The sequence below is a fragment of the Flavobacterium sp. genome (genome assembly GCF_021151785.1).
In the GTDB taxonomy this organism is placed as follows: Bacteria; Bacteroidota; Bacteroidia; order Flavobacteriales; family Flavobacteriaceae; genus Flavobacterium.
In genome coordinates this window covers 1-1,022 of sequence record NZ_JAGKWP010000210.1, presented here as the reverse complement: position 1 = coordinate 1,022, position 1,022 = coordinate 1, and the positions used below count along the sequence as shown (strand labels likewise).

The following is a 1,022-nucleotide window of genomic DNA, read 5'->3' as shown; positions in this document are numbered from 1 at the left end:
TAACCTATTTAATATTTTTCTTTTAAAGAAAGTGAATTTTAGGTGAGTATGCCCGTTGAGCGAATTCTTAATAAAGAACGCTAATTTTTTAAACCCAAAAAAACTGAAATTTTCAGAGTTTTTATAAAGAGAGAAGCTTCCATAACCAATCTGTTGCGGCTCACCACTTAAAAGTGGCATTCCATTCGGTAAAATATTAACTGGATGAAGAAGCGCCTTGTAACTGGTCTTGTCTAAAGTAATCTCCAAAACTGCCGAACGGCACAATCGATCATCCCATGGCAGATCAAATACGAAGTTACCTAAAGACCAAGCACATAAATAATTTTCTTCTGCATCGACAGAGTAAAAAATGTGCGGATGGTGGCCAATAATGAAATTAACGCCCGCTTCCTTGAGGCGTTTCGCAATTTCTACTTGCTCTGGAATGGGCTCAATTTTTTCCTCAAGCCCCCAATGTAAGGACGCAATAATCCAATCAACCCGCCCTTTCAAACCAGCTGCTTTTTCAACAATTTCTGCGGTATTTAAAGTTTCATATAAGCACTGCGTTTTATCTGTGTTATCAGGAACAGCAGAAGCGGAAATTACTGCGATTTTTATTCCATTTTTTTCAATGATGCAGTCGTCACCTTTATTACCCAATGGAAGAATTTTATTACTTCGCAGAAGTTGTAAAGTGTGATGATATGCTTCTTCACCATGTTGGATTATGTGATTGTTCGCAATATGCATTAAGTTAAATCCAGCAAGGGATAGCTCTGAAGCGGCCCGTGGCTCGCCACGAAACACTACGCTTTCAGGCTCATTTGGGTTCAATCCAACATCGGAAATTGGTCCCTCTAGGTTTCCATAAACAAAATCTGCCTCCTTAAATATTGCTCTCACCGAGGAAAATATATCCTTTGATTTTGCAGTTGTTTTTGGCCCGTGCCCAAAAGAAAAATAATGTTCTCCTAAAGAGATATCGCCAACGAACATTAACTTTAACTTACTCACGCAATTGATCTCTTCGTTTAAAC

1 protein-coding gene is annotated in these 1,022 nt (G+C 38.6%); it reads right to left on the bottom strand.

Annotation, left to right across the window (positions count from 1 at the left end; translation table 11 throughout):
- On the bottom strand, positions 1-999 hold a 999-nt coding region (locus QZ824_RS11705; protein ID WP_291276195.1), incomplete at its 3' end, for a CapA family protein.
- Between the last annotated feature and the right edge of the window lie 23 nt (positions 1,000-1,022).